Origin of the sequence: Kribbella sp. NPDC048915 (genome assembly GCF_040649595.1) — a bacterium.
In the GTDB taxonomy this organism is placed as follows: domain Bacteria; phylum Actinomycetota; class Actinomycetes; order Propionibacteriales; family Kribbellaceae; genus Kribbella.
This window is the reverse complement of record NZ_JBEZFT010000166.1, coordinates 1-1,292: the sequence shown is the minus strand read 5'-3', so window position 1 is coordinate 1,292 and position 1,292 is coordinate 1. Positions and strand designations below refer to the sequence as shown.

The window sequence follows — 1,292 nt, the reverse complement described above, 5'->3', positions numbered from 1 at the left end:
GGTCACCCCGGTCACCCCGGTCACCCCGGTCACCCCGGTCACCCCGGTCACCCCGGTCACCCCGGTCACCCCGGTCACCCCGGTCACCCCGGTCACCCCGGTCAGCCTGGGCAGCCCGGTCGGCCTGGTCGGCCTGGTCGCCTGGTGGTTCTGGATCGGCGCCGCGGTCGCGGGCGCGGGTGTGGTCGTAGGCGACGATGTGGTCCTGGTCCATCCGCACAGTGGCTTCCGCGCCGCTGAACGGGAACATGTCCACCGGGTGCCGCAGCCGAACCCGTTCCCGGATCCGGTCGGGGATTTCGTAGCTGTGGACACTGACTTGGTCGTGCAGGTCGATGACTGGTTTGACCACGAAGTGGTCGTGGCCGAGCAGTTCCTTCAACTGGGTGGCCAGTTGGGGTCCGAGTTCCTCGACCCGCAGCACGCCGGTGCCGGTGGCCAGGGTCAGGTCGGTCAGGTGCACGTAGACGGTGTGCCGGGCTCGTCCGCGGCCTGTGGAACCGGCGCCGAGGCCGGTGCGGTGCGCGTCGTGTTTGATCGCGGCCAGCCGGGCGGCGAGGGTGGCGGCCAGGCCGCGGCGGGTGAACGTGTCCTCGTCCACGGGTGCACCCGCATCAGCGGCCCCGCCCGCGCCGACGGGGCCGACGGGGCCGACGGGGCCGACGGGGCCGACGGGGCCGACGGGGCCGACTTCCGCGTCCGCGTTCGCGTCCTGGTCAGCGTCCCAATCGATGCCCCAGTCGGTGTCGCGGGCGGTGTCGCGGGCGGTGTCGCGGTCACCGGTGCGGCTGGGCTTTTGGGGTGGTGCGGGCTGGGTTGTGGCGAAGGTGTCGTCGAGCGGGGGCTGCCAGGCAGCGTCGGCGGGCATGGGTTCCCAGCCGTGGGAGTCCATCAGGTACGCCTCTTCCAGCCGGGCGTGCTCCTCATCGAACGGCTCGGCGATGCTGCCCGTGCCGGCCACGCCGCCCGCACTGGCCACGCCGCCCGCACTGGACACATGGCCCGTACTCGAGGCGCCGCCCGTCCTGGACGCGCTGGACGCGCTGCGTGCACCGAACGCGTTGGATGCGCCGCGCGCACCGAACGCGCTCGGCGACGTGGCTGCCGCGCCCGGGTCAGCTCCCGGGGTAGCTCCCGTGTCGGCTCCCGTGTCGGTCCCCGTGTCGGTCCCCGTGTCGGTCCCCGTGACCTCGGCACCATCGTCCGCTGCAACCCCGCCCTCGGCGACGACCTCCACGTCCGTACCGAGCGCTTGGCGTCGCGCACCGGCGTATGCCGATCGCGGTGTCCTC

At 73.4% G+C, this 1,292-nt stretch carries 1 pseudogene; it reads right to left on the bottom strand.

Annotated elements, in window-relative coordinates:
* Positions 1-979, bottom strand: a pseudogene (locus AB0B82_RS35445) (hypothetical protein); the annotation flags it as partial.
* Positions 980-1,292 lie beyond the last annotated feature (313 nt).